We start from the raw sequence: 25,688 nt of genomic DNA, 5'->3' as shown, positions 1-25,688 counted from the left end.
GCCGGCATCGGCGGCTCTGGTGCGGGCGAAGGGACTCGAACCCCCACATCTTGCGATGGCAGGACCTAAACCTGCTGCGTCTACCAGTTCCGCCACGCCCGCATCCGGCGAAAAGCGAGCAGCGCCCCTATCGCAGGCACGGGGAAAGGGCAAGCGCCCATGGACGCGCAGCGCCGCGCGTGCCGTATCGGGCCGGAACCACGTCGCGACCGGACCCGTTGCTGCAGTCTCACCTCGACGAGGACACACCGCCCGATGGCCAGCCAGCCCGCCGCACCCGAACCCGACCGGATCGAGCCGCAATCGCCGCCCGAGACCCCGCCGACGCCGTCGCCGGCCGAGGACCCGGCGGGGCAACCCGACGAAATCAGCCCGCCCCGGCCCGACACGATCGACCCGGACGCGCCGATGGAGACCCCGCTGCCGCCCGATTGAGCGCAAGCTTATCCCAGCAGGCGCAGGACCAGCGTCTGCAACAGGCTCCTGCCCGCCGCCGGCGTCGTGCGGGCGGGCGCGGCCAGGCCGGCGCATTCGGCGCAATAGACCTGCGCCCCGGCGCCGCTGCCGAGCCGGTCGAGATCGGCGAGCAGCCGGCTCGCCAGCGCCTGCTGTCGCCCAGCGACGAGGCCGGCGATGTCGTGGGCGCTGCCCTGGCCTTCGCCCTGGTCGACGCTCGAGCCCATGATCTGCTCGAGCAGGCTGCCGAAGGTATCGTTGCCGGCGCCGAGCCAGACGGCATGCCACTGCTGCGCGCCCGCCCGCTTCGCGGCATAGGCGAGCGCGTCCTCGATCCCGCCGAACTGGTCGACGAGGCCGATCTGGCGGGCGGTTCCGCCGTCCCAAACCCGTCCTTGCGCGATCGCATCGACCTGTTCGGGGGTCTTTCCACGCGCCTTGCCGACGAGCCCGATGAACCGGGCGTAGATGTTGTCGACTTCGTTCTGGGTGACGGCGGCGAACTGGGGATTGAGGCCGCCGAGCACGTCGGGCTGGCCCGAGAGCGGCGTGGTGCGCACGCCGTCGGTGGTCACCCCCAACTTGCCCAGCGCGCCCTCGAAGGTCGGGATCACGGCGAAAACGCCGATCGACCCGGTGATCGTCGAGGGTTCGGCAAAGATGCGTTCGGCCGGGGTCGAGACCCAGTAGCCGCCGCTCGCGGCAAGGCTGCCCATCGACACCACCACCGGCAGCTTGCGCGCCCTGGCTCGGTCGATCGCGGCGCGGATGCGCTCGGCCGCGGGGACCGAGCCGCCCGGCGAATCGACCCGGACCACGAGCGCCGAATAGTCGCCCGACGAGACCGCTCCATCGATCAGGTCGGCAATGCGGTCGCCGCCGGCGACGCCGGGGCCGGCCTTGCCGTCGACGATGTCGCCCGCGACCGTCACCACCGCGATCGCCTTGCCCGCACCGGGGGCCGGACGGTCGGCGAGATAGGCGGCAAGGCTGGTCGAACGGAAGGCGCCGTCGGGACCTGCCGGATCCGCGCCGACCAGCTGCGCGACGCGCCGGCCGAACGCCACCTTGTCGCCGATGCGATCTACGAGGCCCGACTTCACCGCGGCCTGCGCGGCATCGCCACCCGAAGCGGCGAGCCACCGGACCGGGTCGGAGGTGATCGCGGCGATATCGGCGCGCGGGCGCGCGCGCTTCACGTTCGCCTGCCATTCGGCCCAGAGCGCGCCGAGCAGGCCCTGCAGGTTCTCGCGCGCTTCGGGCGATGCATCCGAGCGGATGAACGGCTCGACCGCGCTCTTGTAGGTGCCGACCTTGAACACGTGGGCGGTAACCTGGAGCTTGTCGAGCAGGGTCTTGTAGTAGAGCTGCGTGCCGCCCGGGCCGGTGAGGATCAGGCCCCCGACCGGATCGACCCAGGCCTCGCTCGCATGCGCGGCGAGCAGCGCGGCATCGTCGGTGTAGAGCATGGCGCGGACCAGCACCGGCTTCTTCGCCGCGCGCGCCTTGTCCATCGCCGCGCCGATGCGCTCCATCGCCACCTGGCTGCCGCCGCCGAAGCCGTCCAGATCGAGCACGACCGCTTTGATCCGGGCGTCCTCGGCCGCGGTCTCGATCGCCCGGGCGAGGTCGCGGGTCTGGACCTCGTGCCGCGGCGCCTGTTGCGAGAGCAGCAGCGCGGTCGGGTCGAGCCTCGCCTTCTCCTCGACCACCGGGCCGTCGAGCGTGACGTAGAGCGCGCCGTCGCGGACCATGCCCGGTACCGGGCGCATCGTCAGCACCGCATAGAGCGCCCAGAAGAACAGCAGGAGGAGGGCAAGGACGAGGCCGTCCTTGATGGCGACGAGGATCTTCCAGACCGAGCGGGCAAAGTTCATGGGGGATATCTACGGGGGCGGACACGATCTTGCCACCCCGAACCCTTGAGTGCCGCGTCCATGGAGACTAACGGGTGGTCTTCGATGCAACCATCGACACCTTCACCCGATCGTCGCTACCCGCAGGGCGGCCTCGCCTTCCCGCACCGCGACCTGACCGGCATCGCCCAGCTGGCCCGGCACGAAATCCTCTACCTGCTCGACGAGGCCGAGCAGTGGGTCGAGCTCAACCGCCAGCCCAAGAAGCGGGCCGAAGTGCTTTCGGGCCTGACGATCATCAACGCCTTCTTCGAGAATTCGACGCGGACGCTGCTGAGCTTCGAGATCGCCGGCAAGCGCCTCGGCGCCGACGTCGTCAACATGCATGCCGCAACCAGCAGCGTGAAGAAGGGCGAGACGCTGATCGACACGGCGATGACGCTCAACGCCATGCGCGCCGACGCCATCGTCATCCGCCACGGCAGCTCGGGCGCGGTCCGGCTGATCGCCGAAAAGGTCGACTGCCCGGTGCTCAATGCCGGCGACGGGCAGCACGAGCATCCGACCCAGGCGCTGCTCGACGCGCTGACCATCCGCCATGCGCTGAAGCTGGCGCCGGGCAGCGACCTCAACGGGCTCAAGGTCACGATCTGCGGCGACATCCTGCACAGCCGCGTCGCCCGCTCGAACATCCTGAGCCTGACCGCATTGGGCGCCGACATCAGCGTCTGCGCGCCACCGGCGCTGATGCCGGCCGAAATCGAGGCGATGGGCGTGCGCGTGTTCCATGATTTCGACGCGGCGTTGAAGGGAGCCCAGATCGTGATGATGCTGCGTCTGCAGCAGGAGCGGATGCAGGGCCAGTTCATCCCCTCCCCGCGCGAATACCGCCACCTCTACGGGCTGACGCTCGAGCGGCTGGCCAAGGCGGACCCGGCCGCGCTGGTGATGCACCCGGGACCGATGAACCGCGGCATCGAGATCGACAGCCAGGTCGCCGACCACCCGACGCGCAGCCTGATCACCGACCAGGTGGAGCGCGGCGTGGCGATCCGCATGGCCTGCCTCGACGTGCTGACGCGTCGTGCGCGAGGCCTCGAAGGCTGGGACGCGCTGGCAGGAGGCCGGGCATGACCCCGCGCCCGCTGACCATCACCGGCGGCCGGCTGGTGCTGCCCGAGGGCCCCGCCGTGAGCGGTGCGCTGCGCTGCGTCGACGGCCGGATCGCGGCGATCGGCCCCGACGTGGTCGCGCAGGACGGCGACGACGTGGTCGACGCCAGGGGCGCGCTCGTGGCGCCCGGTCTGGTCGACCTCGGCGTATTCGCCATCGACAAACCCGCGTTCCACTTCGGCGGCATCACCCGCGCGGGCCTGATGCCCGACCAGAGTCCCCCGCTCGACCACCCGGCCCGCGTCCGGTTCGCAGCGCAATCGGGCAAGCCTGACATGTGGGTCCACCCACTCGCCGCGGCAACCGTCGGGCTCGAGGGCGCACACCTCGCCGAGCTGGCGCTGATGCGCGACGCGGGCGCGCGCGCGGTTGCCACCGGCCGGCAGTGGATCGCCGATTCGGGCGTGATGCTGCGGTTGCTGTCCTATTGCGCGATGCTCGACCTCGTGGTCGTGACCCATGCCGAAGACGCCGGGATCACCGGTAGCGCGGTCGCCACCGCAGGCGAGATGGCGACGCGGCTGGGGCTGCCTTCGGCGCCCGCCGAGGCCGAGGCACTGGCGGTCGCGCGCGACCTTGCACTCGCGGAGATGACCGGCGCGCGGGTCCACTTCCGCCAGGTGACGACCGCGCGCGCGCTCGATCTCGTCCGCGCCGCCAAGGCCCGCGGCGTGCGGGTGAGCGCGGGGGTGACGCCGGCGCATTTCATGCTTTCGGACCTCGAACTGGCCGATTTCCGTACCTTCTGCCGCCTTTCGCCGCCGCTGCGCAGCGACTCCGATCGCAAGGCGGTGATCGCCGCAATCGGTGACGGCACGATCGACGTGATCGGCTCGGGCCACGATCCGCGCGGCGCGGAGGACAAGCGCCTGCCGTTCAGCGATGCCGAGCCGGGCATGGCGGGCGCGGAGACGCTGCTGCCGCTGACGCTGACGCTGGTCCGCGACGGCCATATCGACATCGCCCGCGCCTTTGCCCTGCTGGCGCGCAACCCGGCAGCATTGCTGGGCGTGCCGGCGGGCGCGCTGACGGTCGGCGGGGAAGCGGACATCGCGCTGATCGATCCGCACCGGCCGTGGATCGTCGATTCGGACAAGATGGCCGCAGCCGCAGGCAATACGCCGTTCGACCGCCGTCCGGTCGAAGGCCGCGTGCTTGCGCTGTTCAAGGGCGGCGCGCGGGTCGACTGACCTTCGCTGCAGGCCGGGGCGCCGACAAAAATGGGGCCGGACGCGCTGACGTCCGGCCCCAGTTGGTTCATTCAGGGGTAATCGTGACGGTGGGTCAACGCCGTCGGGCAAACCTGGTTTCCGCAGCCGCGACCGGCGCGGGAGCGCTGGCGCTCGCCATGACGAGGCACGACCCGCCGCGCGCCTTCACGGTGCCGCACAGGGCGCTGGCGCGGGCATAGCCCTGGAAGCCGGCGGCCTGGACGCGCCAGAACATGCGTCCGTGAACGTTCGCCTGGGTAATCAGCGGCTTGTAGCCGGAAAGCGTCGGGCTTTTGGCCACGAAATGACGCCAGGCGCGGCGCGCGCCCTCGGCGCTCGAGAAGGCGCCGAGCTGGACGACGTGGCTGCCGCCCGCCGCCGGAGCGCGCGATGCCGCCGGCGCAACCGGGGCGGGCCGCAGCGCATTGGCGCCGACGACGCGGTAGGCGACGTGCGTGGCAGCATGCGAAGACGGCGGAACGGCGGCCTCGGCCAGGGTTGGCGCGGGCGCCGGCGCTGCGGCAGACGCTTCGTCGTCGGCACGGACTGCCGGGAGTTCCTGCGTGGCGGCCTCGGCGAGGACCGGGGTCGCGGCCGCGGGCGTTGCCGCGCCCCCCGGCGCTGCGGCTTCGCCGGAATCGGCCTGGCGCACCGCCCCGTGTTCCGGGAAGTTCACCAGCGCGAGCGCTTGCGGCTGCCCCGCATCGGCGCGCAGCGGGGCGCCGAGCAGCGCGGCGACGCGGGTGCGGGTCTCGCGCGGGCCGGCGCTGAGCAGCCATTGCTGCATGCGCGCATCGAGCTGGTCGGCCGGAAGATCCTGCGCGGCCATCACCCGCGCCTCGCGCCACTGGCCGGCAAGGGCATAGGCATAGGCAAGGTTCTGGCGCAGCTTGGGACTGTCGTCGCCGGCGCGCAGGGCAGCGACCAGCGTGCTCACCCCTTGCTGCGTGCGTCCGGCCATCGCCATGGCGAGGCCGTAGTCGGGATCGGGAATGCTCGCGCGGTAGACATCCAGCGTATCGGCCGCGGTATCGAAGCGGCCCATGGCGATGTCGGCAAGCGCGAGGCTGAGCGCGGCCTTGCCGCTGTCGTCACCCAGCTGCATCGCCTCGTCGAAGGCCTGACGCGCGGATTCGAACCGCCCGGCGCGAAGATAGGCATTGCCGAGCGCGGTGCGGCGGGCGGCATTGCGCGGATCGGTCAGGACCGCCCGTTCGGCAAGGGCGATGGCCTTGTCCGTCCGGCCCGCGACGGCGGCCGCATCGGCTCCGGCGGCGGCGCGCGAAGGGTGGACGCCCACGGCGCTGCAGCCGGCGACGAGGCTGCCGAGGAACACCGTCGACAGCGACAGGGCGAGGCCGGTGTTCCAGGAGCGTCTGATTTCGGCGCGGAGAGTCATGGCGTCTGGTTCCCGATTATCAGTGTTCGCGCGCACGACGGGCGAAGTCGTCCATGCCTGGAATAGCGTTAAGAAATTGGTCGAGGGCCTCTGCGACAACTGCCTGGGCGCTGCGGCTTTCGAGCGCGGCGGCAAGGCGCAGGCGCAAGTGCTGCTCGCTGTCGAGGCGCAGGGTGAAGGCAGCCTTGCGGCCTTCCTTGAGCGCTTCGCCCTTGCGCCGCGACGGGCGGGGCATGGCGAGCGCCTCGGCCGCGGCGACTCGCGCGTCCATCGCGACCTTGCGGGTGATCACGTCGGCCAGCGAATCGAGCTGGCGCACCACTTCGGGCGGCTCGACCGATGCGGCCACGGGCGCCTTGGCGGAAATCGCGACGACGGGTGCGAGTGCATCCTCGCCCATGTCGTTCCAGCCGAGATCGTCTTCGAAAACGGGGCGGTCGCCGTGCATCGGCACCACCCGCGGGCTGTCGTCGAAACCGAGCGCGTGCAACTGCGAGCGCATCGCCGGGCGGGCGGTGCCCTTGCGGGCGAGCAGGCCCGGCGTCAGCGACGCGACGGGGCGGGGTTCGGCCATCCGGGGATCCTCCGTCACGAGCCGACGACGCGGCGACCGAAGCCGCCGGCGGGCCGCGGAGCGCCGGCCATCGGCATCGGCGTTGTCGATGCGGCAGGTTGCGGGACGGCGAACACGGTGCGCCGGAAATTTTTCTCGAGCCGCTCGGAAACGTAGGTCCAGAGCTGGACCACTTCCTGCGCCGACTTGCCAGCCGGATCGACTTCCATGACCGTGCGTCCGTCGATCATCGACGAGGCGAAATCGGTGCGGTGGTGCAGCGTGACCGGAGCGACGGTGCCATGCTGCGACAGCGCGACGGCGGCCTCCGAGGTGATGCGCGCCTTGGGCGTCGCCGCGTTGACCACGAAGATCAGCGGCTTGCCGGCGCGTTCGCACAAATCGACGGTGGCGCCGACGGCGCGCAGGTCGTGCGGGCTCGGCCTGGTCGGCACGACGACGAGTTCGGCGACCGAGATCACCGACTGGATCGCCATCGTGATCGCGGGCGGCGTATCGATCACCGCAAGACGGAAGCCCTGCTGGCGCAGGATCGCGAGATCGGCGGCCAGACGCGACACGGTGGTCTGGGCGAACGCGGGATATTCCGCCTCGCGCTCGTTCCACCAGTCCGACAGCGAGCCCTGCGGGTCGATGTCGATCAGCACCACCGGGCCGGCACCGGCGCGCTGCGCCTGAACGGCGAGGTGACCGGACAAGGTGGTCTTGCCCGAACCGCCTTTCTGCGAAGCCAATGCCAGTACGCGCAACGTATCCCCCTCGAAGCCTGAAGCAGGTTCGCGGAAAGGAATCGCAAAACTCACTAAAATATTGGTTAACGCCCCGGCGTTCCGCGGAAACGCGCCTGCGCGTCTGCATCAAGGCTTTGCTAATGCCTTGTTGACTATGTCTGCTACTGTATCGCTTGAACTTTGCCGACGGCGAGGCGCCGGCGGCCGGACAAGGACGTGCCTCGATCCCATGCGTCGCCCGATTGCCTTCCTCGCCCTGCCCGCGTTCGCTACCGCGCTGGTGCTTGCGACGCCGGCGCTTGCCGACGTCCGCGCCGGAGTCGAGGCATGGACCAGGGGCGACTATGCCCGCGCGGTCAAGGAGTGGCAGGGTCCGGCGGCCAAGGGCGATGCCGATGCGCAGTTCGACCTCGCCCAGGCCTACAAGCTGGGACGCGGCGTCGCCCCCGATCTCGCCAAGGCGGAGCAGTACTACCGCGCCGCCGCCGAGCAGGGCCATGCGCGCGCGGCCGACAACTATGGCCTCCTGCTGTTCCAGTCGGGCCGGCAGGCCGAGGCGATGCCCTGGCTCGAGCAATCGGCCGAGCGAGGGGAGCCGCGGGCGCAGTATCTGGTCGGCGTGGCGGCGTTCAACGGGGACTTTGCCAAGCGCGACTGGGTGCGCGCCTATGCCTTGCTGACGCGCGCAGCGGCAAGCGACCTCCCGCAGGCGCTGTCGGGCCTTGCCACGATGAACCAGACGATCCCGCTCGACCAGCGCCAGCAAGGCGTCGCGCTTGCAGGAGAACTGCAGCAGCGCGAGGAGCGCGCCCGGGCGATCCAGCTCGGCGGCGCCGACCTTGCCGCCCGCAGCGGCCTTGCCGTCAACGAGCCGGCGCAGGCCGCGCCTGCTTCGGCTGCGCCGTCGCCTGCCCCGCCGGCGCCTCCGACCCCGCCCGTGCCGGCGCCCGAGCCGCCGCGACCGGTGCGGGTGGTGGGCGAGCACGCGGTCGTTCCACCATACCAGAGCGATCCGACCCGCCCGGTCGCGGTTGGCGCGGACTACGCCGGCGCAGTGGTCGTTCCGCCGCGCGCGGTGCGCGGCGCCGCGACCGGGCCCGGCAGCGCGCCACCCACTGCCGCCAACGCCGCTGCCGCGGGTTCGACGGCGGCGCGGCCCGCAGCGCCGAGGTCGCTACCGGTCACGGGCCCCTGGCGCGTCCAGCTCGGCGCCTTTGCGAGCAAGGCCAATGCCGATGCGCTGTGGGCCCGGGCGCGCACCCGGCCGGAAATCGTCGGCCGCGCGCGCATCGACCTTTCCGCACAGGGCGTGACCCGGCTCCAGGCAGGCGGCTATGCCAGCGAGGCCGAGGCGGCGCGCGCCTGCAGCGGACTGAAAGCGGCGGACCTCGCCTGCCTCGTCACGAAGCCCTGAACGCTTGGCGACCGCTGCCCGTCCCGCACGGCCGCGCGACGCGGCGGACGGCCGGCGGATCGAATCGCTGGACTTCATTCGCGGCATCGCCGTCCTCGGCATCCTCGCGATCAACGTGACCGGCCTGTGGGGACCGACGCTCGCCACCTTCAGCCCGCGCATCGGCCCGTCCGACGCTGCGGGAACAGCGTGGTTCGCTTTCGCCTTCGTCGTGTTCGAAGGAAAGATGCGGGCGCTGTTCACGATGCTGTTCGGCGCGAGCCTGATGCTGTTCGCGCAGAGCGCCGAGCGACGCGGGCTGCCGCCGGACCGGCTGCAGGCGCGCCGGTTGCTGTGGCTCGCCGTCGCGGGATATCTCCACTACCTGCTGTTCTGGTGGGGCGACATCCTGTTCCCCTACGCGGTCTGCGGCCTCGGCGCGATGGCGCTGCGCCGGCTCGCTCCGGCGACGCTCGCGGCCTTGGGCCTCGCGGTGTTCCTCGTCAGCCACGGCCTGGCGAGCCTGGGGGACCTGCAGGGAATCGCGGTCGAACAACGGATCCTGGCGGGCCATGCCGCTCCCGGCGAGGTGGCCGAGCAGGCGGCGGTCATGCAGCGGATCGCCGAATCGCTCGCGAGCGATCTCGCCATCCTCCATGCAGGCTTCCTGGCGGCGATACGGCTGCGGCTGGCGACCGCTCCTTTCCTGCCCTTCGACACCCTGCTGGTTACCGTAACCGAGACCTTTCCGCTGATGCTGGTCGGCATGGCGTTGCAGGCAAGCGGCCTGTTCGCCGGGCAATGGCCGCCGGCGCTCCTGCGCCGGGCGGGCCGCATCGGCATCGGCCTGGGCGGCGCAATGACGCTTGCGCTGCTCGTCTGGCTGTGGCGGCACGACTTTCCGCCGCGGGCGATGTTCGCGGCGCTCGGCAGCCTGTCCGCCCTGCCCCACCTGCTTATGGCGCTCGGCTATGCGGCGCTGCTGGTGCGGTGCTGGCCGCAGATTCGGCACAGCCGCCTTGCACGGCAGGTCCGGGCGGCTGGGCGTTGCGCCTTCACCAACTACATCGGCACCACGGTGCTGATGAGTGCGCTGTTCGCCGGCTGGGGGCTGAACCTCGCGCCGATGGTGCCGCGCGGTGCTTTGCCCGGCTTCGTCGTGCTCGGCTGGGCCGCGATGCTCGCCTGGCCGGGCTGGTGGCTCGCCCGGTTCGCCCAGGGTCCGCTAGAAGCGCTGTGGCGTCGGCTCACCCGGCTCGGGCTTGCGGCCGCTAGCCCACCGGTGGATCGGCGGGAGCGCGACGCGGGGTAAGCACGAGCACGCCCTCCTCGACGCGCCAGCCCTTCAGGCGCGAGAGGAAATTCATGCCGAGCACGTTCAACCCGCCGGTCGAGCCGGTGACGATCGCATCCATGTCGCGCGCCACGATCGAGCCGAAGCGCACTTCGTCGATCCGGGCCATCTGCGCCTGCGTCGCGCCATTGGCGGTGCGCACGACGACCGGGAGGCGGAGGGGATCGGGACGGATGCCGGCGGCGTTGGCGGCCTCGGTCGACAAGGCCGTGATCGTCGCCCCGGTATCGACCATGAAGCGCTGCGACGCACCGTTCACGCGCGCCTCGATCCAGTAGTGCCCGTCCGCCGACAGCGGGACGCGCGTTTCGCCTCCCGAGACCGTCTGGGCCGGCATCGCGAGGTTCGACGTCAGCGAATCGAACGCGGGGTCGAGCCGGACGAAACGCATCGCCGCCAGCAGGAACACAGCGAGCAGGGCAAGGTTGCCGCTCAGGCGCAGGGCACTGCCGAGCCGCGGCGATACGCGCCCCAGCCCGCCCGCGAGCAAGGTGAGCGCCATCGCCGCGCCAGCCCCGATCAGCAGCGGCGGCGCACTGCCGAGCGAGGCTTCGAGCCCGCGCAGAAAGGGAAGGACCTGGTCCATCGGGAGCTTATGCCATGCGTTTCATTGCGCTGTCCTGAAGGGACTCGTCGCTCGCGGCCGGGTCATGCTATTCGCGCCGCGCGGGAAGCGGGGATACGGCACCAGCATGGCGAAGAGCGGACCTGTCGAATTCGTGCGGCGATACCCCCTGGCGGTGATGCTCGTCGGCGCCATCGGGCTGCTCGGCGCAATGCTGCTGTGGCAGGTCGGCGGCGAGGTGTTTTCGGTCGCGCGCGCGCGGCTTCGCCCGGCAATCGCGGCCGCGCCGGCCCCGCGCCCTGCACCTGCTGCTTCGGCCCCGCAGCGGCCGGTCGACGACAGCCCCTTCGTGGTGAAGTCGATTCTCAAGATCGACGGCCCGATCAAGTACGGACAGTTCTACTGGGACGAGAGCAAGGGCGCGCCCGGGCCCACGGTGATCACCGTCGATCTTGCTGCACGCACGCTGTCGGTGTTCCGCGGCGGCCACGAGATCGGCGCGACGGCGATCCTCAAGGGCTATGGCGAGAAGCCCACGCCGCTCGGCATTTTCCCGATCATGGAGAAGGATGCCGATCACGTATCGAACATCTACGAAGCGCCGATGCCCTACATGTTGCGCATGACCAACGACGGGGTGTCGATCCACGGCGCCAACGTGCGCAAGGGCTACGCCACCAACGGCTGCGTCGGCGTGCCCGAGGAATTCGCGAAGAAGCTGTTCGCGGTAACGAAGGTCGGCGACCGCATCATCGTCACCGACGGCAAGCGGATCGGGGTCGGCGATCCGATCGTGGTTGCCGACCCCGCACCAAAATCATGAACTTCAGCGTGGCGCCATGCGGATGGCGCCGTCGAGGCGGATCGCCTGGCCGTTGAAGTAGGAGTTGCGCACCAGCTCCATCGCGAGGCTCGCGTACTCCTCGGGCTTGCCGAGCCGCTTGGGGAACGGCACCGAGGCGTTGAGGCTTTCCTTGACGTTTTCGGGCAGACGCCCGAGCAGCGGCGTGCCGAAGATGCCGGGCATGATCGAGTTCACCCGGATGCCGAGGTCCATCAGGTCGCGCGCCATCGGCAGGACGAGCCCGTTGACGCCCGCCTTGAGCGATCCGTAAGCGACCTGCCCGATCTGCGCGTCCTGCGCCGCGACCGAAGCGGTCAGCGTGATCACCCCGCGCTCGCCGTCCTCGAGCGGCTCGAGCGAGGCCATGCCGAGCGCCGAGAGCGAGGCGACACGGTAGCTGGCGACGAGAATGCCTTCGGCGGCGAAGGCATAGTCCTCGGTCGAGAGGCGGACGAATTCGCCCGTCTCGCGGTTGCGGCTGATCGTCTTGCCCTTGCGGCTGGCCATCGCGCAGTGGACGGTGATCCGCTCCTGCCCATGCGCCGCGCGCGCCTTGGCGAAGCCGGCGACGACCGACTCCTCGCTCATGATGTCGACCTTGCAGAACAGGCCGCCGATGGCCTCGGCGACCTCCTGCCCCGCGTCCTCGTTCAAATCGAAGATCGCGACCTTCACCCCGGCAGCGCCGAGCGCCTCGGCAGTGGCGCGGCCGAGGCCCGAGGCGCCGCCGGTGACGACGGCGCTGGTGGTTGCGTCGATCTTCATGCCATGAACCCGGCGAGACGCTGCTTCAGGATGTCCTCGGCCTCGGCCATGATCCGGTCGATCAGCACCTGGCAGGTCGGGATATCGTGGATCAGGCCCTGGATCATGCCGGCGGTCCAGATGCCGTGATCGGGATCGCCGTTCTCGAGCCCTTCCTTGCCGCGCTTGCCGTTGACGAGATGGGCGATCGCCTCGAACGGCTGGCCCGACCGTTCGATCGCCACGGCTTCGACCGCGACCTTGTTTTTCGCGACGCGGGCGGTGTTGTGATAGCTGCGGAACATCAGCTCGGTGGCGCGCTCGTCGTTGTCGACCATCGCCTGCTTGATGCCCTGGTGGATCGGGGCTTCGACCGTCGCGCAGAAGCGGGTGCCCATGTTGATGCCCTCGGCGCCGAGCGCGAGCGCGGCGACGAGGCCGCGGCCATCGCCGAAACCGCCCGAGGCGAGCATCGGGATCTTGACCTTGTCGGCAGCCGCCGGGATCAGGATCAGACCGGGAATGTCGTCCTCGCCCGGATGGCCGGCGCATTCGAAGCCGTCGATCGAGATGGCATCGACGCCCATCCGTTCGGCGGAAAGCGCGTGGCGGACCGCGGTGCACTTGTGGATCACCTTGATCCCGTGCTCCTTGAAGTGGTCGACATGCTCCTGCGGCTTGTAGCCGGCGGTCTCGACGATCTTGACCCCCGAATCGATGATCGCCTGGCGATATTCGGCGTAGGGCGGCGGGTTGATCGAGGGCAGGATGGTCAGGTTCACGCCGAACGGCTTGTCGGTCAACGTGCGGCAGCGGTCGATCTCGGCGCGCAGGGCGTCGGGCGTGGGCTGGGTCAGCGCGGTGATGATGCCGAGCCCCCCTGCATTCGAGACCGCAGCGGCGAGGTCGGCGGTGCCGACCCACATCATGCCGCCCTGGACGATCGGATGCTCGATGCCGAGCATTTCGGTGATACGGGTCTTGATAGCCATGTCCCTCTCCACAGGAGTTGTTTAATCGAACGATTAAACAGAAAAGGGAGAGCGGCGCAAGCGGCTAAATCGGCGCTGGGGGGCCGATGGCTACAGCACGTCGAAGCCGTCGCCCAGCGCGGCGCGCAACTTTTCGAGCGCCTGCGCCTTGAGCTGGTGGACGCGCGGCACCGAGACCTGGAGCACCTCGGCGATTTCCGCGAGGTTGAGTTCCTCGACGAAGTAGAGCTGGATCACCATCATCAGCCGCTCCGGCAGCGTCGCGATCGCCTCGGCCACCTGTCCGCGCATTTCGGCATCGGCGAGCAGCGCGAAGCTGTCGGGGCGATCGTCGGCGAAGGCGCTGTCGCTGTCGGAATAGGCATCGTCGATCGCCTCAAATCGGACCGGTTCGGCAGCAGCACGCAAGTCGGCAAGATCGGCGCCGGTCAGACCCAGCTCCTTTGCCAGCTCCTGCTCGGTGGGCTCGCGGCCGAGGCGGGCGTGCAGGGCGCTGGTCGCCTCGCGCAGCGTCCGCCGGCGATCGGCGGCCGTCCGCGACAGCGGGTTGGCGCGGCGGACGAGATCGACCATGGCGCCTCGCACGCGCAGCTTGGCATAGGCGGCGAAGCCGTCCTCGGTCGGGCCGGCGTGCTTCTGGGCGCACTCGGTAAGCGCGACGAGGCCCGCCTGGACAAGGTCGTCGAGTTCGATCCCCGCCCGTCCCGAGCCGTGGACATGCCAGGCGAGGCGCCGGACCATCGGCAGGAAGCGGCGGATGCGGTCGGCCGTGTCGTCGCGATAGGCGCGCGCTGCGGCAAAGCTGCGTTGATCGTAGTTCATGCGGCAAGTCCCTGAACGGTGGGAGCTGGCAAGGAGGGGGGCGCGGCCGTCTCGCCGATGACCGAGACGACCTCGATCGGCTGGGTCGGCGGCAGCTCGGAGATCGAGATGACCAGGCATCCCGGCGCACGCAGGCGAAGCAGCGCGGCGAGCGACCGGCGCGCGCGGGGCTGGACGATCAGCGCCATCGGAGGTGCGGCTGGACCGCGCTCGGCGACGATGTCGGCAACGCGCTCGCCAATGGCGCGGGCAAGGTCGGGCTCGATCACCGGCTGCCCGGTGACGGGATCGTGCATGCCGTTGACGATCATCTGCTCGAGCCCCGCTTCGAGGGTCAGGACCGGCAGTCGCTGCGTCGGCGGACAGATTCGCGCGACGATCAACGGTCCCAGTTCGGCGCGGACAATGTCGATCATCCGTTCGTGGTCGGTGGTCTGCTGCACCGCCTGGCCGATCGCCGACAGGATCGGCAACGGATGCGCGACGCTGATCCCGTCCTCGAGCAGCGCGTGGAACAGCCGCGTCAGCGCGCCCAGCCCCAGCGGATTGGGATGGATCGTTTCGACCAGGCCCGCCGCGCGTTCGCGAACGCCTTCGACGATCGAGCGGACCTCGTCTGGCCCGAGCAGCAGGTGCGGCCGCTCGCCCAGCAACTGGTTGAGATGGGTGGCCAGCACCGTGCTCGCATCGACCGTCAGAAAACCTTCGGCGATGGCCTGGTCGCGCTGCGCAGGGTCGATCCACAAGGCCGGGCAGCCGAAGCTGGGATCGCGGGTCGGCTCGCCGCCGAGGCCGTGATCGGGACGGGCTTCGCCCGCATCGATCGCAAGGACCCGCTCGGGCCGGATCTCCGCGCTGCCGACGACCACGCCGCCGAGCAGAATGCGGTAGCCGCCGGGCACGAGTTCGAGCGAATCGCGCACCCGGAACTGCGGCACGACGAAGCCGAACGCCTGGCTGAGCTGCTTGCGCACCCCGGTCACCCGCGCCACCAGCGGCGCGCCGCGACGTTCGTCGACGAGGTGGACGAGGCCGTAACCCAGTTCGATGGTCACCAGCGTGTGATCGCTGACGTCCTCCAATGCGATCCGCGACGGATCGGGCGGCGGGGCGGCTTCGACCACCGGCGCCTGCCGCGACCGTTCCTCGCGCTTCTTGAGCCGCCACCACAGCCAGCCGGCGAGACCCGCGGCCGGCAGGAACACGGTTTGCGGCATGGCCGGGATCATCCCGATGGCGGCAAGGATCACCGCGACCGGCAACCAGGTCCGCGGGCTGGCGAACTGGCCGCCGATCTGCCCGGACAAGTCGCGCGTATCGGTCACGCGCGTGACGATCACCGCCGCCGCGATCGACAGCAGAAGCGAGGGCACCTGCGCCACCAGCGCATCGCCGACCGCAAGCGTGATGTAGCGCTGCGCCGCATCGGTGGCCGAGAGCCCGTGGCTGATCATGCCGAGGCAGAAGCCGGCGATGATGTTGACGCCCAGGATCAGAAGCGCGGCGACCGCATCGCCCTTCACGAACTTGCTCGCGCCGTCCATCGAACCGTAGAAATCGGCTTCGGTCGAGACCTCGCGCCGACGGTTCTTGGCTTCGTCCGCGGTGCACAGGCCTGCGGCGAGGTCCGCGTCGATCGCCATCTGCTTGCCCGGCAACGCATCGAGCGTGAAGCGCGCGGACACTTCCGAGACGCGCCCGGCGCCGCGCGTGACGACGACCATGTTGATGATCATCAGGATCAGGAAGACGAACAGCCCGACCGCGAAATTGCCGCCGATGAGAAATTCGCCGAAACTCTCGATCACGTGCCCTGCCGCCGCGCCGCCTTCGTGCCCGTGGACCAGCACGACGCGGGTGGAGGCGACGTTGAGCGACAGGCGCAGCAACGTCGCGAACAGCAGCACGCTGGGAAACGAGGAGAAATCGAGCGGCTTTTCGGCGTTCATCGCCGCCATCAGGATCGCGACCGACAGCGCGATGTTGAGCACGAAGAAGACGTCGAGCAGGACCGAGGGGATCGGCACGATCATCAGAACGATGAGCGTGAGGATGCCCGCCGGAAGCGCCAGTGCGCCGGGGTTGGCGCCGAACCGTTTCAGCATGGCCTAGAGCCCGAAAGCGCGCAGGCGACCATAGGCCGCGCGCACGTGCTGGGGCGCGGCACCGCCTTCGCCGACGCCGAAGGTGTCGCGCAAGGTGTCGGCCATCGTCGCGGACCTGCCCGGCGCAACCGCCGGCAGCGCGCTGGCGACGGCGTGATATTCGCGCGCGACGTCGCCGCCCCAGCTCGGCGCCTCGGCGCCCTGGCGGGTAAGCGGAACGGGCAGGTAATCGAGCGTCGGGGCGGCGCTACCCAGCGGCGCCTGGTCGTAGGGCAGCCCGTTGCCGCCCGGCAGCAAGTTGCCGACGCCGGGCATCGCGGCTTCGAGCCGCGAGCGTACCAGATCCATCACCTCGCCCACGCTGCGCGCGCCGCCGGGGCCGAAGAATATCCCGCGGTTGGCCGCGGCGGCCTTGGGCAGGATTGCCGCGGCAGAACGGGTCGGATCGCTGTCGAGCGCGGACAAGAAACGCACCGCGCCTTCCGAGCCGAGAAAGTGTGCCATGTAGAGCTCGGCGCTGTCGGGCTCGCGGCCGAGCGTCGCGCCAAGCTGGGCGCGATTGTCGTTGGCGAGTTCCCCCGCCATGAGCGCGGAAATCTGCGGGTCGTAGCGCAGCGCCATCAGCTGCGAGCGGATCTGCGGATCGCGCGCCGCGCCGCTCTGGATCGCATCGGCCGCCCATGCGATGCCATGCTCGGCAGCGTGGTTGCCGAGGGTGCGCAACCAGGTCGCATCGGTGAACTGGTAGAGCCCGCTGGCGCTCGAGGTGCGCGCCTGGGCCGAAGGGTCGAGCCCGGATTCGAGCTTGGCCTGCGCCAGCAGATAACTGAAATCGACGCCGGTGGCCTCGGCCGCGCGGGCGATCGCTGCGTGGACTTCGCCGGGCCTTCCCGCGCCCGGCAGAGACTGGACTGAACTCACGCACTTCCCTTTCCATCGCGCCTGTCGAGGCACACGGAAAGGCTTCAGCAAGGGCCGTGCCAAACGCTGGCGGACCTTGCCTCGGAAGTCGGGCGGGTCAGCGTGCGCGGCCAATCCTGGCCGGCGCGGCATGGGCACGATAGAGCGCCGGCTGCCCGGTCATCGCATCGAGCCGCTGCGCCACGTTGGCCGCGATGAGGTTACGCACGCGGCGATTGGCCTCGTTGAGCCGGCGCGCCGCGTCGAGCAGCCCCAGGCACTCCTCGTCGACCATCGCCATGGCGGCGGTGTCGAGCCGTCCGCACAGCGCGTTCTTGCCGACCGCGCACCCCATGATCGCATCGACGTCGAGGCCTGCAAGCGCGTGCCTTTCGTCTTCGAGCACGGCAAGCATCTGCCGCAGGGTCTCGCGCAGCTCGACCGGGTCGAGAATCGGGTCGAACGCGGTCTCGTGCGCGGCAAGCGACATGGCCATTACTGGGGGCTCCTCAACAACATTCCGGCGGCGATCATCGCATCGGCGATGCGGGTGGGAATGACCGGGTAGTGTCCCTCCTCGATCGCCTTGCGGATCTTCGCGACCCGTTCGGAATCGATGGGAGCGTCACCGCCCTTGACTGCGTCGCTGGTCTGGACCTGCGGCGCGGCGCTGGCGGGCGTCGACGTCTTGGCACTCTCTACCTGACCGGTCTCGGCACAGATGGTTTTCACCTGAACCGCGCCAACCGGGCGCGACGGTCCGATTTCAATGGGTGGCATGGTTCCGCTCCTCGGCGTTGTTACACAGGGAAGAACGACGCGGGAGCAGCTGGATTAAGGTGGTGCGGCGCTTTTTTGCCGAAACCGGCAAAATGCGTTATTCTACAGGCAGTTGCACGAGGCCTGGGCGGACGATCTGCGCGCGCATCGGGTCGGCCTTGGCATTCGTACGAACACGTATCCAGGCGCCGACCGCGCCGGCGTCGAGCGCCTCGCCCGGTTGCGACACCGAAAAGCCGTCGCCCGTGGCGGCGATGGTCACCGCATCGCCCCGCGCCACCGCCGGGGTCGTATCCGCCTGCTGCTGCTGCGCGACGGCGACGAAGATGCGCCAGCCGCCTGCCTCCGGACATTGCACGACCACGCTGTCGTGCCCGCCGTTGCGCCAGCTGAGCGCGAGCGGTGCGGTACATTGCACCAGGCGAAGCCGACGGTCGACCGGCAATTGCGCGCCGCCCGGCACGCCGATCGGCGCACCGGTGAATGCGGCGACGGCGCGGTCGATCTCGACGGGATCGGTGAACCCGCCTGCCCGGGCGGGTCTGGCAGGAAGCGAAGCGCCGGCCAGCAGGGCGGCAATCAGCGGAAGTCGGCGAAAGAGCATGGCGCGTCTCGGCAAGCGGTTGAACTTGCTCCAGTTCCAAGCAATCATCGTGCCATCGGGTCCGCATCGTAGCCGAGCGTGACCGTTGCTCCCGCTCCTTCGCGCCCGCTCGGCTCGACCACGAGACGGGCGTGCGGAGCGAGCGGCCCCAGTTGGCCGAGCAGTTCGCGGGCATGCTCGAGCGCGAGCCCGGTGTCGCCGGTTTCGCGCACCAGGACGGTGGCGCGAAGGCGCGGATCGGCGCCTTCCTGCGCGACCCATCGGGACAGCGGGGGCATGCCGGGCCCCTCGCGCCATACTCCGACCGGTTCGCCCGCAGGCGAAGCGCGCACAGGAGTCGGCATCGGCCGCGGGCTCGACGGGGCCGGCGCCGCGGGCTTCTGCGGCGGCGCGGCGGCCGGGTCGGACAAGGCCGAGGCCGTGACCATGAACAGGATCAACGCAAGGTCCGCGAGGATCGTCTGCCATGTCAGCGAGGGCCGCAAGGTCAGGCCACTTCCCCGAGGGGATCGACTGCGGGACGGTCCTCGGCTTCGACCGGCGCAGGCGCGCGCACCGGGGCGGCGCGCGGCGCTTGCCGGGTCGCTGCGACCTGGGTCGGCAGTGCAGGCGCGAGTTGCCACGAGAGCCAGTCGATCACCTCCTGTCGGGCTGCCTCCTCGGCATCGGCCTGACGCTCGACCGCACGCGCCAGCGGGGCGAAGATGATGTTGGCAACGAGCACGCCGTAGAGCGTGGTCAGCACGGCGAGCGAAATGGCGCCCGACAGCGCAGCGCGCGCGACCCCTTCGGGCGGAAGCTGGCTGAGCGAGACGAGCGTGCCGGCAAGGCCGAACACGGGACCGAGGTCCGCGGCCTGGTACAAGGTTCGCGCCGCGGCCGCGGCAGCCTTGCGCCGCCGCCGTGCGTGCTGTTCGTGGCGCTCGATCAGCGCCTCGATCGAGCGGGAGCTAATCAGCGCTTCGGTGGCTTCGTCGAACTCGGCGTCGCCGACCTGGCGGAAGCGCGCGCGCAGCACGCCGTCCTGGCGGATCTGCGCGACCTGCCCGGCAAGGTCGGCGCGCACCTTCTCGGCATGGAACGCCGGACGCACCAGCCGCGCCAGGGCGACGATCGTTGTCCGGCAATCGCCGATGCCGGCCCGCAGGACCGTGCCGAGCACGGTCCCGCCGCCGACGACGATGGCAGCCGAAGCGTTCAGTAGGTGAGAAATTTCCATCGGGGCGCGCGTTCCTCCTCATCCACGAGAACGGCCTCGCGCGAGGGAAATTCAGTCGAGGCCGAACTTTGCCGGGGCGGCAAGCGGTTGCCGGGCAAGGCCCGCACCCGGGACTCACAAAATCGCGCGGGACTCGCCTGCCAGCCCCTCGCCCGCCCCCGCATCTGCAGACCACGGCGCCGGCTTGGCACGCACCTTGCTGAGGTTGGAGGGCAATAGCGTCCACCTCCGCAGCAAGGCGGCCAGATCATGAGCGATACACTCTTCGGCATCCACGGAATGGCGCTGGAACTGCGCTCGCAGCGCATGGGCCAGCTCGCCTCGAACATCGCTAATGCCGGCACCCCCGGCTACAAGGCCAAGGACATCGACTTTGCCGCAGCGCTTGCTGCGCGGACCGGCGGGGCGAGCACCGACAAGGCGATCGGCGCGGCGACCCGCTATCGCGTGCCGGTCATGCCCAGCCTCGACGGCAACACCGTGGAGATGGCGACCGAGCAGACCGCATTCGCCGAGAATGCGGTCGGGTACTCGGCCACGCTCAGCTTCCTCAAGGGCCGGGTCGAGGAAGTGACCCGCGCGATCAAGGGCGATTGATCGTGGCCGGGCCCGTCAACCGCAATCCGATGACCCTGTTCGACGTCGCCGGCCGGGCGATGTCCGCGCAACTCGTCCGGATGAACGCCGCCGCTTCGAACCTCGCCAATGCCGGCACCGTCGCCGCGAGCGAGCAGGAAGCCTACCGCCCCCTGCGCGCGGTCTTCGCCGAGCAGCTCGACAGCGCCAACGGCCTCTCCACGGTCAAGGTCGACGGGGTCTATCGCTCCGATGCGACCCCGATCCGCGAGCACAACCCCGATCACCCGCTGGCCGATGCGAACGGCGACGTGTGGTCGGCCCCGGTCGATGAAAACGCCGAGATGGTCGAGATGCTCGAAAGCAGCCGCCAGTACCAGAACGTGGTCGAGGCCATGCAGACCGCAAAGCAGCTGATGCTCGAAACGATGAGGATGAAGTGATGACCACTGCCATTACCAACACCGGGGTCGGTGCGGCGTCCGCGAGCGCCGCGACCTCCGCCAAGGCCGCCACCAAGTCCGGATGGGGCTCGCTCGGAGCGGGCGACTTCCTCAAGCTGCTTACCGCGCAGCTGCAGAACCAGGACCCGACGCAGCCGACCGACAACATCCAGATGGTCACCCAGCTCGCGCAGTTCTCGTCGCTGTCGAACAGCACCGAGATGTCCGCAACGCTCAAGACCATCTCCGACCAGCTCGCTGCGCTCAACAGCAAGTTCGACTGACCCCTGCCGCTACAAGGAAGTATCGATGTCCTTCTATACCTCGCTCAACGGCCTCAAGAACGCCCAGACCGACCTCAACGTCATCAGCCACAACATTGCCAACGCCGAGACGGTCGGCTTCAAGCGGAGCCGCACCGAGTTCGCCGACATCGTCGCCGGCAGCGCCTTCACCAACCCCAAGCAAATCCAGGGCATCGGCGCCACGCTGACCTCGATCACCCAGAACTTCGCGCAGGGCGCCGTCCAGCAGACCGGATCCGCGCTCGACCTGATGGTCAACGGCGACGGGTTCTTCTCGACCAAGTCGGCCATCACCGGCGACACCTTCTTCACGCGCAACGGCGCCTTCTCGCTCGACGGCAACGGCATGGTGCAGGACGGCTCGGACAATGTGCTGCAGGTCTTCCCAACCGACGCCGCAGGCAACGTCACGGGCACCACGCTGGTCGATTGCACGGTGCCGGCGACCAACACCGCCGGCGCCGAATTTGCCGGCCTGACCGTGCTCGAAAACGGCAACGTCACCGCCTCCTATGCCGACGGCAGCAACACGGTGGTCGGCAAGATCGCGGTCGCATCGTTCATCGCCCCGACCGGTCTCAAGCAGGTCGGCTCGTCGAACTGGGTATCGACCGGCATCTCCGGCACGGCGACCTACGGCCAGCCCGGCAACGGCCAGTACGGCGACATCCTGTCCGGCGCGCTCGAGCGCTCGAACGTCGACATCGCCGAGGAGTTGGTCGGACTGATCACCGCACAGCGCGATTTCCAGGCGAACGCCAAGGCGATCGATACGGCGACGCAAATCTCGCAGACGATCATCAACCTGCGCACCTGACGCTGAGGGCCGGACACGATGGACCGCCTGATCTACACCGCCTATTCGGGCATGAGCGGCTCGATGGTTCGCCAGCGCGTGATCGCCAGCAACATGGCGAACGCGCAGACCACCGGCTTTCGCGCCGAAATGCTCAACGCCCTGCCGGTGACGCTCAAGGGGCCCAGCCTCGAGGCCCGCGCCATGACCGAAGGCGAAGTGCGCGGCGCCAGCATGAAACAGGGCACGATCGTCGAGACCGGCAATCCGCTCGACGTCGCGCTCGAAGGCAAGACCATGCTGAGCGTGCAGGCCGAGAACGGCGACGAGGCCTATACCCGGCGGGGCGACCTGACCATCGATCCGACCGGCCTCCTGGTCAACGGCGATGGCCGGCCGGTTGTCGGCGACGGCGGACCGGTGACCGTGCCGCTCGGCTCGAAGGTTTCGATCGGCCCGGATGGCGCCGTGCTCGTCGCCGACCCGGCAACGCCCGACACGCCGCCACAGCAGGTCGCCCGGCTCAAGCTGGCGAGCTTCGAAGGCTCGCAGATCGAGAAGGGCCTCGACGGCCTGTTCCGCGTCGTCGGCGGCGGGGTGCTCCCTGCCGACGAGGAGGCGGGCGTCCACGTCGGCGCGCTCGAACAGTCGAACGTCGATCCGACCGCGATCCTCGTCGAGATGGTCGAGGCCCAACGCCTGTTCGACATGCGCACCAAGCTGATCGCAACCGCCAAGGAGGTCGACGAAAACAGCGCCTCCCTGATGCGCCTTACCTGACGGAGTTCTGACCCATGCCATCATCCGCCCTTCACGTCGCCCGCACCGGGCTCGAGGCGCAGGACACGCGCATGCGCGTGATCGCCAACAACCTCGCCAACGTCGGCACGACCGGCTTCAAGCGCGATCGCGCCAACTTCGCCACGCTTGCCTACCAGGACGCCCGCGTCGCCGGACAGCAGTCCTCGGGCGAGACGGCCTATGCCACCGGGCTCAACCTCGGCACCGGCGTCGGCATCCAGGCAACCACCCGCATCGACAGCCAGGGCTCGCTCCAATCGACCAGCAATGCGCTCGACCTGGCGCTCGATGGCGACGGCTATTTCCAGATCGCGCTGCCCGGAGGCCAACTGGCCTATACCCGCGCCGGCAATTTCTCGCGCTCGTCCGAAGGCCAGCTGGTGACCGCGCAAGGCTACGTCGTGCAGCCGCCGATCACCGTGCCGGAAGGGGCGAGCGCGATTACCATCGCGCCCGACGGGACCGTTTCGGCGACAGTTGCAGGTTCGGGCGAGCCGACGCAACTCGGCCAGTTAACGATCGCCAGCTTCACCAATCCGTCGGGGCTGCAGAACAAGGGCGACAACTTCCTGCTCGAAACCGCAGCCAGCGGCGCCGCGCAGATCGGCATCGCCGGGCAGGACGGCCGCGGCCAGATCCGCCAGGGCTACCTCGAGGCGTCGAACGTCAACGTGGTCGAAGAGCTCGTCGACATGATCGAATGCCAGCGCGCCTACGAGATCAACTCCAAGATGATCTCCGCGGTCGACGAGATGCTCAAGAACGCGAACCAGACGCTGTGACGATGCTCGACGCGCCGTTCGACGCGATTTTCGACGCCGTGTTCGTTCCCCGCCGGGCGCGCCGTCTTCCGCGCCCTGCGGGACTGCTTCTGGCGTTGGCTGCGCTGGCGGGCGCATTGGTGCTAGCGCCTCCCGCGCATGCCAAGACCCGCCCTGCCCCCGGCTTCGAAGCCACGCTGCCGCCATCGCCCGCCGCACCGCAGGGCAATGGAGCGATCTTCAACGTCGCCGCAGGCTACGCCGGCCTGGTCGAGGGGCGTCGCGCCCACGCGGTGGGCGACCCGCTGACCATCGTGCTGGTCGAGCAGCTGACGACGTCGAAGTCGGCCGCATCGAAGACCCAGCGCAGCGGCGACTTCAACATTGTCCCGCCGACGGCGGGGCCGCTGTCGTTCCTCAACCCCAACGCCCTTAAAGCCTCGGGCGGATCGTCGTTCAACGGACAGGGCAACGCGACCCAGACCAGCTCGCTGGGAGGAACGGTTTCGGCGACCATCGCCGAAGTCCGCGCCAACGGGACCGCGCTCGTGAAAGGGGAAAAGCGCTTGCTGCTGAGCCAGGGCAACGAATGGGTGCAATTCTCCGGGATCGTCCGCCTGGGCGACATCGACGGGGACAACTCGATCCCCTCGAGCCGGGTTGCCGATGCCCGCATCGAATATGCCGGCAACGGCGCCGTCAGCCGGGCCAGCCGCGAAGGCTGGCTGTCGAAGTTCTTCAACGCAATCAGTCCTTTCTGAAGTCGGGGAAGCCACAAGCCATGCGCCGCCTGTTCTATTTCGTCCTTGCTCTGATGACCCTCGCGACCCCGCTCGCGGCGCCGGTCGCGCATGCCGAGCGCGTGCGCGATCTGGGCGCGTTCCAGGGCGTTCGGAGCAACCAGCTTACCGGCTATGGCGTTGTCGTCGGACTTCCCGGCACGGGCGACGACAACCTCGACTATCTCACGCAGGCGATGCGCGGCGTCTCGGGGCGGCTCGGCGTGCAGTTGCCGCCGGGTGTTTCGCCTGGTCTGAAGAACGCTGCGGCGGTGCTGATCACCGCGGATCTGCCCGCCTTCGCCAAGCCCGGCCAGCGCATCGACGTGACCGTCAGCACGATCGGCAAGGCCAAATCCTTGCGGGGCGGCGCGCTGATCCTCGCGCCGCTCTATGGCGCCGACGGCCAGATCTACGCGATGGCGCAAGGTAACCTTGCAGTCGGCGGGCTCGGCATCACGGCGAAGGACGGCTCGCAGCTCACGGTCAACGTCCCCACCGTCGGCCGCATAGCCGACGGCGCAAGCGTGGAGCGTGCCGTGGCCACCGGCTTTGACACCGGCGAAGTGCTGCGCTGGAACCTGTTCCAGTCCGACTTCCTGACTGCCGCGCGCGTGCGCGATGCGATCAATACCCGCTATCCCGGCATCGCCTCGGTCGAGGACGGGGTCACCCTCGCGCTCCGGCTTCCCGACGGGGCCGATCGCCGCGCGAGCACGATGGCCGCGATCGAAATGCTGCAGGTTTCGCCGGCCGAGGCCGCAGCCAGGGTCATCGTCAACAGCCGCACCGGCACGGTCGTGATCAACAGCGCGGTGCGCCTGTCGCCGGCGGCGATCAGCCACGGCAAGCTCGTGGTCAAGATCGACGAGAAGCCTCAGGTATCGCAGCCCGGTCCGTTTTCGCGCGGGCAGACCGCAGTGACCCCGAACAGCCAGATCAGCGTGTCCGAACAGGAAGCGCACGTGGCAATGTTCAAGCCGGGTGCCTCGCTCTCGTCGCTCGTCGATGCACTCAACAAGCTCGGCACCAGTCCCTCCGATCTCGTCGCGATCCTCGAAGCGCTCAAGGAAGCGGGTTCGCTCAAGGCCGAGATGGAAATCCTGTGAGCGTGCTGCTCCCCCCTGCCCCCGTCGCGCCTGCCGCCGCCGGCGCAGCGAGCGACGCCAAGGCGGTCGAGCGGCAGAAGCTGCGGCAGGCCGCCGAGGGCTTCGAGGCGATGTTCGTCCGCCAGATCCTCGCCGCAGCGCGCCAGGGCAGTTTCGGCGGGGAAAAGGACCTTTTCGGGGGGAATCCCGTAGGGGGGGCAGACGATACCTTCACCCAGATGCGCGATGAACGCTTTGCCGAAATCGCCGCGCACAGCGGTGCGTTCGGTCTAGCGCATCAGATCGAGGCCCAGCTCGCGCGTGGCCTGGACCTGGGCAACGGGGCCGCGCCGCGCGCGCCTCTCGCCACCAACCCCGGCACGTCCGCCGCCACCCCGTCAGCCACGGAGGGCTGAA

The 25,688-nt window shown here is 69.6% G+C and carries 30 protein-coding genes and 1 tRNA gene; 15 read left to right on the top strand and 16 right to left on the bottom strand.

What is annotated here, in order from left to right:
- Positions 1 to 17: 17 nt before the first annotated feature.
- Positions 18 to 102: transfer RNA gene (locus K3A85_RS06620), tRNA-Leu, on the bottom strand.
- A gap of 153 nt (positions 103 to 255) precedes the next feature.
- Here K3A85_RS06620 and K3A85_RS06615 point away from each other — a divergent pair.
- Positions 256 to 435: a hypothetical protein gene (locus K3A85_RS06615; protein ID WP_225205684.1), complete on the top strand. Its 180-nt coding sequence runs from the start codon at positions 256 to 258 to the stop codon at positions 433 to 435.
- Positions 436 to 443: 8 nt separating this feature from the next.
- Here the strand turns inward: K3A85_RS06615 and sppA are convergent, their stop codons facing one another.
- Positions 444 to 2,333: a signal peptide peptidase SppA gene (gene sppA / locus K3A85_RS06610; protein ID WP_225205683.1), complete on the bottom strand. Its 1,890-nt coding sequence runs from the start codon at positions 2,331 to 2,333 to the stop codon at positions 444 to 446.
- Between the two features lie 84 nt (positions 2,334 to 2,417).
- Here sppA and K3A85_RS06605 point away from each other — a divergent pair, with 84 nt between their 5' ends.
- Together K3A85_RS06605 and K3A85_RS06600 are read left to right on the top strand one after the other, a co-directional pair.
- A complete protein-coding gene (locus K3A85_RS06605) occupies positions 2,418 to 3,446 on the top strand; it encodes an aspartate carbamoyltransferase catalytic subunit (protein ID WP_225205682.1) in 1,029 nt (342 codons plus the stop codon).
- Entirely contained in the window at positions 3,443 to 4,675 is a 1,233-nt protein-coding gene (locus K3A85_RS06600) for a dihydroorotase (protein ID WP_225205681.1), read from the top strand. Before K3A85_RS06605 ends, K3A85_RS06600 begins: the two co-directional genes overlap by 4 nt.
- 94 nt (positions 4,676 to 4,769) lie before the next feature.
- Here the strand turns inward: K3A85_RS06600 and K3A85_RS06595 are convergent, their stop codons facing one another.
- From K3A85_RS06595 to K3A85_RS06585, 3 genes are read right to left on the bottom strand one after another with little or no spacing between them, the layout of a single operon-like run.
- Positions 4,770 to 6,095: an SPOR domain-containing protein gene (locus K3A85_RS06595; protein WP_225205680.1), complete on the bottom strand. Its 1,326-nt coding sequence runs from the start codon at positions 6,093 to 6,095 to the stop codon at positions 4,770 to 4,772.
- Between the two features lie 19 nt (positions 6,096 to 6,114).
- The gene (locus K3A85_RS06590; protein ID WP_225205679.1) at positions 6,115 to 6,669 is read right to left on the bottom strand and encodes a hypothetical protein; all 555 of its coding nucleotides are present in this window, start codon (positions 6,667 to 6,669) and stop codon (positions 6,115 to 6,117) included.
- A 14-nt stretch (positions 6,670 to 6,683) separates the two neighbouring features.
- The gene (locus tag K3A85_RS06585) at positions 6,684 to 7,418 is read right to left on the bottom strand and encodes a ParA family protein (RefSeq protein WP_225205678.1); all 735 of its coding nucleotides are present in this window, start codon (positions 7,416 to 7,418) and stop codon (positions 6,684 to 6,686) included.
- Positions 7,419 to 7,629: 211 nt separating this feature from the next.
- Between K3A85_RS06585 and K3A85_RS06580 the strand changes: the two genes are divergently transcribed.
- A complete protein-coding gene (locus tag K3A85_RS06580) occupies positions 7,630 to 8,814 on the top strand; it encodes an SPOR domain-containing protein (RefSeq protein ID WP_225205677.1) in 1,185 nt (394 codons plus the stop codon).
- 4 nt (positions 8,815 to 8,818) lie between these two features.
- On the top strand, positions 8,819 to 10,105 hold the full coding sequence (locus K3A85_RS06575) for a DUF418 domain-containing protein (RefSeq protein WP_225205676.1): 1,287 nt from the start codon (positions 8,819 to 8,821) through the stop codon (positions 10,103 to 10,105).
- Here the strand turns inward: K3A85_RS06575 and K3A85_RS06570 are convergent.
- On the bottom strand, positions 10,065 to 10,733 hold the full coding sequence (locus K3A85_RS06570; protein WP_225205675.1) for a retropepsin-like aspartic protease family protein: 669 nt from the start codon (positions 10,731 to 10,733) through the stop codon (positions 10,065 to 10,067). The two genes, K3A85_RS06575 and K3A85_RS06570, sit on opposite strands and share 41 nt — an antisense overlap.
- A gap of 190 nt (positions 10,734 to 10,923) precedes the next feature.
- Here K3A85_RS06570 and K3A85_RS06565 point away from each other — a divergent pair, with 190 nt between their 5' ends.
- Positions 10,924 to 11,535: a L,D-transpeptidase family protein gene (locus K3A85_RS06565; protein WP_225206024.1), complete on the top strand. Its 612-nt coding sequence runs from the start codon at positions 10,924 to 10,926 to the stop codon at positions 11,533 to 11,535.
- Positions 11,536 to 11,538: 3 nt separating this feature from the next.
- Here K3A85_RS06565 and K3A85_RS06560 read toward each other — a convergent pair whose 3' ends face one another.
- The 10 genes from K3A85_RS06560 to K3A85_RS06515 all read right to left on the bottom strand — a co-directional run bounded on the left by K3A85_RS06560 (position 11,539) and on the right by K3A85_RS06515 (position 19,722).
- Positions 11,539 to 12,321 (bottom strand): SDR family oxidoreductase, encoded by a 783-nt coding sequence (locus K3A85_RS06560; RefSeq protein ID WP_225205674.1) that lies wholly within the window; start codon positions 12,319 to 12,321, stop codon positions 11,539 to 11,541.
- Entirely contained in the window at positions 12,318 to 13,292 is a 975-nt protein-coding gene (locus K3A85_RS06555) for an NAD(P)H-dependent flavin oxidoreductase (RefSeq protein ID WP_225205673.1), read from the bottom strand. Before K3A85_RS06555 ends, K3A85_RS06560 begins: the two co-directional genes overlap by 4 nt.
- Before the next feature lie 90 nt (positions 13,293 to 13,382).
- The gene (locus tag K3A85_RS06550; RefSeq protein WP_225205672.1) at positions 13,383 to 14,114 is read right to left on the bottom strand and encodes a sigma-70 family RNA polymerase sigma factor; all 732 of its coding nucleotides are present in this window, start codon (positions 14,112 to 14,114) and stop codon (positions 13,383 to 13,385) included.
- Complete coding sequence (locus K3A85_RS06545) at positions 14,111 to 16,219, bottom strand: flagellar biosynthesis protein FlhA (RefSeq protein WP_225205671.1); 2,109 nt, start codon at positions 16,217 to 16,219, stop codon at positions 14,111 to 14,113. Before K3A85_RS06545 ends, K3A85_RS06550 begins: the two co-directional genes overlap by 4 nt.
- 3 nt (positions 16,220 to 16,222) lie before the next feature.
- Positions 16,223 to 17,140 (bottom strand): transglycosylase SLT domain-containing protein, encoded by a 918-nt coding sequence (locus K3A85_RS06540; protein ID WP_225205670.1) that lies wholly within the window; start codon positions 17,138 to 17,140, stop codon positions 16,223 to 16,225.
- 97 nt (positions 17,141 to 17,237) lie between these two features.
- Positions 17,238 to 17,615 carry a flagellar protein FlgN gene (locus K3A85_RS06535; protein ID WP_225205669.1) on the bottom strand — a complete coding sequence of 126 codons (378 nt, stop codon included), beginning with the start codon at positions 17,613 to 17,615 and terminating at the stop codon, positions 17,238 to 17,240.
- Positions 17,615 to 17,899, bottom strand: a complete 285-nt coding sequence (gene flgM, locus K3A85_RS06530; RefSeq protein WP_225205668.1) for a flagellar biosynthesis anti-sigma factor FlgM — start codon at positions 17,897 to 17,899, stop codon at positions 17,615 to 17,617. The genes K3A85_RS06535 and flgM overlap by 1 nt, the downstream gene beginning before the upstream one ends.
- Positions 17,900 to 17,996: 97 nt before the next feature.
- Positions 17,997 to 18,551: a flagella basal body P-ring formation protein FlgA gene (locus K3A85_RS06525; protein WP_225205667.1), complete on the bottom strand. Its 555-nt coding sequence runs from the start codon at positions 18,549 to 18,551 to the stop codon at positions 17,997 to 17,999.
- The gene (locus tag K3A85_RS06520; protein ID WP_225205666.1) at positions 18,548 to 18,988 is read right to left on the bottom strand and encodes a hypothetical protein; all 441 of its coding nucleotides are present in this window, start codon (positions 18,986 to 18,988) and stop codon (positions 18,548 to 18,550) included. Before K3A85_RS06520 ends, K3A85_RS06525 begins: the two co-directional genes overlap by 4 nt.
- Before the next feature lie 2 nt (positions 18,989 to 18,990).
- Positions 18,991 to 19,722, bottom strand: a complete 732-nt coding sequence (locus tag K3A85_RS06515) for a MotA/TolQ/ExbB proton channel family protein (protein ID WP_225205665.1) — start codon at positions 19,720 to 19,722, stop codon at positions 18,991 to 18,993.
- A gap of 249 nt (positions 19,723 to 19,971) precedes the next feature.
- Here K3A85_RS06515 and flgB point away from each other — a divergent pair, with 249 nt between their 5' ends.
- From flgB to K3A85_RS06470, 9 genes are read left to right on the top strand one after another with little or no spacing between them, the layout of a single operon-like run.
- Positions 19,972 to 20,319, top strand: a complete 348-nt coding sequence (gene flgB, locus K3A85_RS06510; RefSeq protein WP_225205664.1) for a flagellar basal body rod protein FlgB — start codon at positions 19,972 to 19,974, stop codon at positions 20,317 to 20,319.
- A gap of 29 nt (positions 20,320 to 20,348) precedes the next feature.
- Positions 20,349 to 20,741, top strand: a complete 393-nt coding sequence (flgC, locus tag K3A85_RS06505) for a flagellar basal body rod protein FlgC (RefSeq protein ID WP_225206023.1) — start codon at positions 20,349 to 20,351, stop codon at positions 20,739 to 20,741.
- On the top strand, positions 20,741 to 21,025 hold the full coding sequence (locus K3A85_RS06500; protein ID WP_225205663.1) for a flagellar hook assembly protein FlgD: 285 nt from the start codon (positions 20,741 to 20,743) through the stop codon (positions 21,023 to 21,025). The genes flgC and K3A85_RS06500 overlap by 1 nt, the downstream gene beginning before the upstream one ends.
- 25 nt (positions 21,026 to 21,050) lie before the next feature.
- On the top strand, positions 21,051 to 21,863 hold the full coding sequence (locus K3A85_RS06495) for a flagellar hook-basal body complex protein (protein WP_225205662.1): 813 nt from the start codon (positions 21,051 to 21,053) through the stop codon (positions 21,861 to 21,863).
- Between the two features lie 18 nt (positions 21,864 to 21,881).
- Positions 21,882 to 22,622, top strand: a complete 741-nt coding sequence (locus tag K3A85_RS06490; RefSeq protein WP_225205661.1) for a flagellar basal body rod protein FlgF — start codon at positions 21,882 to 21,884, stop codon at positions 22,620 to 22,622.
- Between the two features lie 14 nt (positions 22,623 to 22,636).
- Positions 22,637 to 23,425 carry a flagellar basal-body rod protein FlgG gene (gene flgG, locus K3A85_RS06485; RefSeq protein WP_225205660.1) on the top strand — a complete coding sequence of 263 codons (789 nt, stop codon included), beginning with the start codon at positions 22,637 to 22,639 and terminating at the stop codon, positions 23,423 to 23,425.
- Positions 23,422 to 24,165, top strand: a complete 744-nt coding sequence (locus K3A85_RS06480; protein ID WP_404822897.1) for a flagellar basal body L-ring protein FlgH — start codon at positions 23,422 to 23,424, stop codon at positions 24,163 to 24,165. Before flgG ends, K3A85_RS06480 begins: the two co-directional genes overlap by 4 nt.
- A 20-nt stretch (positions 24,166 to 24,185) precedes the next feature.
- Complete coding sequence (locus tag K3A85_RS06475; protein ID WP_404822896.1) at positions 24,186 to 25,292, top strand: flagellar basal body P-ring protein FlgI; 1,107 nt, start codon at positions 24,186 to 24,188, stop codon at positions 25,290 to 25,292.
- Positions 25,289 to 25,687: a rod-binding protein gene (locus K3A85_RS06470; protein ID WP_225205659.1), complete on the top strand. Its 399-nt coding sequence runs from the start codon at positions 25,289 to 25,291 to the stop codon at positions 25,685 to 25,687. Before K3A85_RS06475 ends, K3A85_RS06470 begins: the two co-directional genes overlap by 4 nt.
- Position 25,688: the final 1 nt, after the last annotated feature.

Source organism: Novosphingobium huizhouense, assembly GCF_020179475.1.
In the GTDB taxonomy this organism is placed as follows: Bacteria; Pseudomonadota; Alphaproteobacteria; order Sphingomonadales; family Sphingomonadaceae; genus Novosphingobium; species Novosphingobium huizhouense.
Note: the sequence above shows the minus strand (reverse complement) of the source record. Positions and strands in the feature narration are given on the sequence as shown.

Bases quoted from the DNA above. Each gene is read 5' to 3' on its own strand.
- K3A85_RS06615 (WP_225205684.1), top strand. From the start codon at position 256: ATGGCCAGCCAGCCCGCCGCACCCGAACCCGACCGGATCGAGCCGCAA.
- sppA (WP_225205683.1), bottom strand. From the start codon at position 2,333: ATGAACTTTGCCCGCTCGGTCTGGAAGATCCTCGTCGCCATCAAGGAC.
- K3A85_RS06605 (WP_225205682.1), top strand. From the start codon at position 2,418: ATGCAACCATCGACACCTTCACCCGATCGTCGCTACCCGCAGGGCGGC.
- K3A85_RS06600 (WP_225205681.1), top strand. From the start codon at position 3,443: ATGACCCCGCGCCCGCTGACCATCACCGGCGGCCGGCTGGTGCTGCCC.
- K3A85_RS06595 (WP_225205680.1), bottom strand. From the start codon at position 6,095: ATGACTCTCCGCGCCGAAATCAGACGCTCCTGGAACACCGGCCTCGCC.
- K3A85_RS06590 (WP_225205679.1), bottom strand. From the start codon at position 6,669: ATGGCCGAACCCCGCCCCGTCGCGTCGCTGACGCCGGGCCTGCTCGCC.
- K3A85_RS06580 (WP_225205677.1), top strand. From the start codon at position 7,630: ATGCGTCGCCCGATTGCCTTCCTCGCCCTGCCCGCGTTCGCTACCGCG.
- K3A85_RS06570 (WP_225205675.1), bottom strand. From the start codon at position 10,733: ATGGACCAGGTCCTTCCCTTTCTGCGCGGGCTCGAAGCCTCGCTCGGC.
- K3A85_RS06565 (WP_225206024.1), top strand. From the start codon at position 10,924: ATGCTGCTGTGGCAGGTCGGCGGCGAGGTGTTTTCGGTCGCGCGCGCG.
- K3A85_RS06560 (WP_225205674.1), bottom strand. From the start codon at position 12,321: ATGAAGATCGACGCAACCACCAGCGCCGTCGTCACCGGCGGCGCCTCG.
- K3A85_RS06555 (WP_225205673.1), bottom strand. From the start codon at position 13,292: ATGGCTATCAAGACCCGTATCACCGAAATGCTCGGCATCGAGCATCCG.
- K3A85_RS06550 (WP_225205672.1), bottom strand. From the start codon at position 14,114: ATGAACTACGATCAACGCAGCTTTGCCGCAGCGCGCGCCTATCGCGAC.
- K3A85_RS06545 (WP_225205671.1), bottom strand. From the start codon at position 16,219: ATGCTGAAACGGTTCGGCGCCAACCCCGGCGCACTGGCGCTTCCGGCG.
- K3A85_RS06535 (WP_225205669.1), bottom strand. From the start codon at position 17,615: ATGGCCATGTCGCTTGCCGCGCACGAGACCGCGTTCGACCCGATTCTC.
- flgM (WP_225205668.1), bottom strand. From the start codon at position 17,899: ATGCCACCCATTGAAATCGGACCGTCGCGCCCGGTTGGCGCGGTTCAG.
- K3A85_RS06525 (WP_225205667.1), bottom strand. From the start codon at position 18,551: ATGATTGCTTGGAACTGGAGCAAGTTCAACCGCTTGCCGAGACGCGCC.
- K3A85_RS06515 (WP_225205665.1), bottom strand. From the start codon at position 19,722: ATGGAAATTTCTCACCTACTGAACGCTTCGGCTGCCATCGTCGTCGGC.
- flgB (WP_225205664.1), top strand. From the start codon at position 19,972: ATGAGCGATACACTCTTCGGCATCCACGGAATGGCGCTGGAACTGCGC.
- flgC (WP_225206023.1), top strand. From the start codon at position 20,349: ATGACCCTGTTCGACGTCGCCGGCCGGGCGATGTCCGCGCAACTCGTC.
- K3A85_RS06500 (WP_225205663.1), top strand. From the start codon at position 20,741: ATGACCACTGCCATTACCAACACCGGGGTCGGTGCGGCGTCCGCGAGC.
- K3A85_RS06495 (WP_225205662.1), top strand. From the start codon at position 21,051: ATGTCCTTCTATACCTCGCTCAACGGCCTCAAGAACGCCCAGACCGAC.
- K3A85_RS06490 (WP_225205661.1), top strand. From the start codon at position 21,882: ATGGACCGCCTGATCTACACCGCCTATTCGGGCATGAGCGGCTCGATG.
- flgG (WP_225205660.1), top strand. From the start codon at position 22,637: ATGCCATCATCCGCCCTTCACGTCGCCCGCACCGGGCTCGAGGCGCAG.
- K3A85_RS06475 (WP_404822896.1), top strand. From the start codon at position 24,186: ATGCGCCGCCTGTTCTATTTCGTCCTTGCTCTGATGACCCTCGCGACC.